The sequence below is a fragment of the Burkholderia sp. Ac-20353 genome (assembly GCF_017104785.1).
GTDB lineage: Bacteria > Pseudomonadota > Gammaproteobacteria > Burkholderiales > Burkholderiaceae > Burkholderia.
The window spans coordinates 1-4,980 of record NZ_JAAGPL010000344.1 but is presented as its reverse complement, the minus strand read 5'-3'; the positions used below and the strand labels follow the sequence as shown (position 1 = coordinate 4,980).

Sequence of the window (4,980 nt, the reverse complement as noted above, 5' to 3'; positions counted from 1 at the left end):
ACGTAGTAGTAGAGATGTAGACATGAGTGTTTTTGTGACTGGTACTGCGACAACCAGGATGTACACCAGTTCCGAACCTCTTTCCCGACACGACGCTCTTCCGATCTTGCGGCGCTGACCGGGGTCGCGCGCGCGGTCGCGGCGGGCGACGTGCCGGTCGATCCGGCGCAGGCCGACCTGGCGGCGCTGCGGCAGGCGTGGCTCGATCTGCCCGGGATCGGGCCGTGGACGGTCGAATACATCGCGATGCGCGCGTGGCGCGATCCGGACGCATGGCCCGCGTCGGATCTCGTGCTGATGCAGTCGATCGCCGCGCGCGACCCGTCGCTCGACCGGCTCGCGAGCCAGAAGCGCCGCACGGACGGCTGGCGTCCGTGGCGCGCGTATGCGGCGCTGCATTTGTGGAACGAGGTGGCCGACCGCGCAGGCGGCGCGCGCGGCGGGTGATGGGGGGCGGGTGACCCGCGGGGTTGCACCGTCCACCGGCCGATGTGGCTCGTCATCCCGCAGACGAATGAACCCGCCTGCTCCGCGCCGCAGCCGTTGGTCTGCCCTGCGGGACGTTGTCGCAGACATTTCTGCTGCCGCGGGCGCCGTCGTTCCGCCAGCCCCGCCGGGCCTGCCGCGACGCGTAAGCCCGCGCCCGAGGCCGCCTCAAGCGCGTGTTTCGGCGAGATGTTAAAGTGCCCGCTACCAACGAAGCGACCAACAATCCAGCCGGCTGCGCGTGAGCGTTCCACGCGCGCCGTGCCCGCACTTGCGCATCCATGTCGAACACCATGACCATCCGCCAGACCGATTTGCTGCTGGATCGCCTCGACGCGCTGAGCACCGGCCCGACGCGGCAGCATCTGCCCGGCGGCCTGCGCGGCATCGAAAAGGAAAGCCTGCGCGTGACGCGCGACGGGATGATTGCGTTCACGCCGCATCCGCGCGCGCTCGGTTCGGCGCTCACGCATCCGTCGCTGACGACCGACTATTCGGAAGCGCTGGTCGAGCTGATCACCCCGGCCGAACGCGATGCGGCGCTCACGCTCGAACGCCTCGACGATTTGCATCGCTACGTGTATGCGTCGCTCGGCGACGAGATGCTGTGGACCGACTCGATGCCGGGCCTGCTGCCCGCCGACGACGAGATTCCGATCGCCAACTACGGCACGTCGAACATCGGCCGCCTGAAGACCGTGTACCGGCGCGGCCTCGCGTATCGCTACGGCCGCACGATGCAGTGCATCGCCGGGATCCACTACAACTACTCGCTGCACGAAGAGATTTGGCGGCGCCTGCATGCGGAAGAGGGCTCGACCGCGACGCTCGTCGACTACCAGTCTGAGCGCTATCTCGCGCAGATCCGCAACTTCCGCCGTACGAGCTGGCTGCTGATGTACCTGTTCGGCGCGTCGCCCGCGCTCGACCTGAAATTCCTGCGCGGCCAGCCGCACACGCTCGACACGTTCGACGCGGACACGCTGTACCGGCCGTACGCGACGAGCCTGCGGATGAGCGATCTCGGCTACTCGAACACGACCGCGCAGGCGGCGCTGCAGGCCGACTACAACACGCTGCCGGGCTATCTCGACGCGCTGTCGAAGGCCGTGAGCGAGCCGTATCCGGCATACGAGGCGATCGGCACGCATCGCGACGGCGAGTGGATCCAGATCAATACGAACGTGCTGCAGATCGAGAACGAGTTCTACTCGACGATCCGCCCGAAGCGCGTCACGTATTCGGGCGAGCGTCCGCTGCATGCGCTCGCATCGCGCGGCGTGCAGTACATCGAAGTGCGCTGCCTCGACATCGATCCGTTCGAGCCGACCGGTATCGCGCTCGACACCGCGCGCTTTCTCGATGCGTATCTGCTCGCGTGCGCGCTCGATGCGAGCCCGCCGCTCGATTGCGACGCGTACCGTGAGGCGAACGCGAACTTCGGCAGCGTGACGATGGAAGGGCGCAAGCCTGGCCTGATGCTGTCGCGCGGTGGCAGCCCGGTCGCGCTGCAAGCGTGGGCAGACGAGCTGATGGCGAAGATCGAAGCCGTCGGCCGCCGTCTCGACGAAATTCGCGGTGGCGACGAGCATGCACGCGCAATCGCCGCACAGCGCGAGAAGCTCGCCGATCCGGAGCGCACGCCGTCCGCGCGCGTGCTGCGCACGATGCGCGACAACGGACAGTCGTTCCTCGCGTTCGCGCTTGCGCAAAGCGACGCGCATGCCGCGCATTTCCGCGCGCGGCCGCTCGCTGAAGCCGACCAGCGCACGGCGGAAACGCTCGCCGCACGGTCGCTCGCCGAGCAGGCCGAACTGGAAGCGAAGGAGGCCGGTTCGTTCGACGCGTTCGTCGCGGCCTATCGCGCGTACACGCTGAACCGCTTCAGCGTCTGACGACGCCGCACGCGGCCGCGCGCATCGGCGTGCGTGGAGTCTTGGCCGATGCGGCCCGATGCGGCCGCGCGTGCACCGCGAACGCGAGGCGCCGCGTGCGCGGCGGGCGGCGCGCATGAAGGCCGCCGGCATCGCCCGGCGGCGTCACCATCACGAGATTGCCGATGCGGTTCATCGCGTGCCGGCGTCAGTGATGCGCGTAGGTATTGCGATCGATCGTGGGCACTTGGCCCGGCTTTCCGGACTCCGTGGCAACGTTGCCGTTGCTGCCGTAACCGGTGGCGGCGTGCGCCTGCGCGACCTGCTTCACGATCGCCTGCATGTTCTGCGGATAGTCCGGGCTGCTGATGATGCCGGGCCGGTAGCCGGCGGCCTGCATGTCAGCCAGTTCCTGGCGGACCTCGGCGCGCGTCAGCGGATGTGATGCCGTTTGCGCATGGGCTGCGACGGCCGTGCCGATCAGGACACAGGCCCAGGCCGCACGAATCATCGTCTTCATTTTCGTACTCTCCGTAGGCGTTCCGGTGTCGCACCGTAGTCGGCACGAACGGAACCGATGCGTGCAGTCTAGGCTTCGGACGCCAAACGAAACATCACGCTGCCGGAGAGGCACCTTTGTTCGCCGTGCAAGATTGCAGCAGCGCGTTGCCGGACGCGGCAGGGCGGCGCGCGCCGCGTCGTGCTGCGATGTGCCGCAGCGTGCCAGAGAGCGCCGCCGAGTGCTGGCGAGCACCGCCGAGTACCGCCAGTACCGGCGTCGATCCGCCTCGGGCATGTCCCTCCTTGTAGAAGCGCCGCACGCCTCCTAACCTTTTTAAGTGACCGATCCATAGGCGCGGCGACGTCGTTGCGTGCGCAAGCGCCCGGGTGTTTGCACAGGAGGCACAGGAGACACCATGAGCCCCACCGCCGCTCTACCCGCCGGCATCGCATACGCGCAGCCGCTGACGCCGGTCGGCAATTCACTGTTGCTGTCGTTCCTCGTCGCCGCGATCCCGATCGCGGTCGCGCTGATCGCACTCGGCGTGCTGCGCCGTCCCGCATGGCAGGCGTCGCTCGCCGGGCTGATCGCGGGCCTCGCGGTCGCGATCGGTGCGTGGGGCATGCCGGCGGGCCTCGCGTTCGACGCGGTCGCCGCCGGCATGGCGCTCGCGCTGATCCCCGTGATGTGGATCGTCTTCAACGCCTTGCTGCTGTACAACATCGCGGTGAAGTCGGGCCGCTTCGACCAGTTCCGGCAATGGATGCTCGACCACCTGCCCGACGACCGCCGCCTCGTGCTGCTCGTCGTCGCGTTCTCGTTCGGCTGCCTGCTCGAAGGGATCTCCGGATTCGGCACGCCGGTCGCGATCACGAGCGCGCTGTTGATCGCGCTCGGCTTCCCGGCGATCGAGGCGCTCACGTACACGCTGCTGTTCAACACCGCGCCGGTCGCGTTCGGCGCGCTCGGCGTGCCGATCACCGTGCTCGGCGCGGTTACGTCGCTGCCGCCCGCCACGCTCGGCGCGATGGTCGGCCGCCAGTTGCCGTTCATCGCGCTGCTGCTGCCTTTCTACGTGATCGGCGCGTACGGCGGCGTGCGGTCGATCGCGCGCCTGTGGCCCGCGCTGCTCGTGTCGGGCGGCAGCTTCGCGCTCGCGCAGTTCGTCACGTCGAACTTCCTCGGCTATCAGCTCACCGACGTGCTGTCGTCGCTGACCTCGCTGATCGTCACGATCGGGTTCCTGCACGTGTGGAAACCGCAGCCCGACCCGCAGTTCGCGGTCGCGCGCGCGACGCCGGCGAGCGGTGGCAACAGCGGCGGCAGCAGCGGCGGCGCACGCATCGGCTACGGCGGCTGGCTGCCGTGGATCGTCGTGTCGGTGGTCGTGATCATCTGGGTGCACGCGAACATCGCGGCGATCGGCGACGTGAAGATCCGTTGGCCGGGCCTGCACAACGCAGTGTTCGTCACGCTGTACCACAAGCCGTATGCGGCGATCTGGGACTTCCAGCCGCTCGGCACGGGCACCGCGATCCTGCTGTCCGCGATCGTCACCGCCGTGTGGACGCGCACCGGCGCCGGCGACTTCTTCGGCTGCGTCGCGAAGACATGGCGCCAGACGCGCATCGCAATCGTCACGGTGATGATGATCGTCGGGCTCGGTTACCTGCTGAACTACTCGGGCATCAGCTACACGCTCGGCATGGGCGTCGCGTCGACGGGCGCGCTGTTCCCGCTGGTGTCCGCGTCGCTCGGCTGGGTCGCAGTGTTCCTGTCCGGCAGCGACACGTCGGGCAATGCGCTGTTCGGCAACCTGCAGGTGGTCGCCGCGCGGCAGCTCGGCCTCGATCCGGTGTTGATGGCCGCGACCAACTCGTCGGGCGGCGTGATGGGCAAGATGATCTCGCCGCAGAACATCGCAACGGGCGTGTCGACGACGGACCTGAAGGGACAGGAGGGCGTCGTGTTCGCGCGCACGTTCTGGCATAGCGTGATCCTCACGCTGCTGCTCGGCGTGCTCGTGTTCCTGCAGCAGCATGTGCTGACGTGGATGATCCCGGCATTGCCGAAGTAAGCGGGAGTGCGGATTAACGGCGGTGGTGTTTGCGCGCGGGA

At 68.2% G+C, this 4,980-nt stretch carries 4 protein-coding genes and 1 pseudogene; 3 read left to right on the top strand and 2 right to left on the bottom strand.

All coding sequences use genetic code 11. From position 1 onward, the window contains the following. Window positions 1-84: 84 nt before the first annotated feature. Both G3N94_RS39625 and gshA read left to right on the top strand, forming a co-directional pair. Window positions 85-447: pseudogene (locus G3N94_RS39625) on the top strand (DNA-3-methyladenine glycosylase 2 family protein); the annotation flags it as partial. Window positions 448-767: 320 nt separating this feature from the next. Further along, entirely contained in the window at window positions 768-2,381 is a 1,614-nt protein-coding gene (gshA, locus tag G3N94_RS39620) for a glutamate--cysteine ligase (RefSeq protein WP_205799640.1), read from the top strand. Here gshA and G3N94_RS39615 read toward each other — a convergent pair. Continuing rightward, entirely contained in the window at window positions 2,371-2,556 is a 186-nt protein-coding gene (locus tag G3N94_RS39615; RefSeq protein ID WP_205799641.1) for a hypothetical protein, read from the bottom strand. The genes gshA and G3N94_RS39615 overlap by 11 nt on opposite strands. 12 nt (window positions 2,557-2,568) lie before the next feature. Continuing rightward, window positions 2,569-2,880: a DUF4148 domain-containing protein gene (locus G3N94_RS39610; RefSeq protein ID WP_205799639.1), complete on the bottom strand. Its 312-nt coding sequence runs from the start codon at window positions 2,878-2,880 to the stop codon at window positions 2,569-2,571. Window positions 2,881-3,277: 397 nt separating this feature from the next. Here G3N94_RS39610 and G3N94_RS39605 point away from each other — a divergent pair, with 397 nt between their 5' ends. Then, the gene (locus G3N94_RS39605) at window positions 3,278-4,939 is read left to right on the top strand and encodes an L-lactate permease (RefSeq protein ID WP_205799638.1); all 1,662 of its coding nucleotides are present in this window, start codon (window positions 3,278-3,280) and stop codon (window positions 4,937-4,939) included. Window positions 4,940-4,980 lie beyond the last annotated feature (41 nt).

Coding starts and splice junctions, on each gene's coding strand:
- gshA (WP_205799640.1), top strand. CDS start 768: ATGTCGAACACCATGACCATCCGCCAGACCGATTTGCTGCTGGATCGC.
- G3N94_RS39615 (WP_205799641.1), bottom strand. CDS start 2,556: ATGAACCGCATCGGCAATCTCGTGATGGTGACGCCGCCGGGCGATGCC.
- G3N94_RS39610 (WP_205799639.1), bottom strand. CDS start 2,880: ATGAAGACGATGATTCGTGCGGCCTGGGCCTGTGTCCTGATCGGCACG.
- G3N94_RS39605 (WP_205799638.1), top strand. CDS start 3,278: ATGAGCCCCACCGCCGCTCTACCCGCCGGCATCGCATACGCGCAGCCG.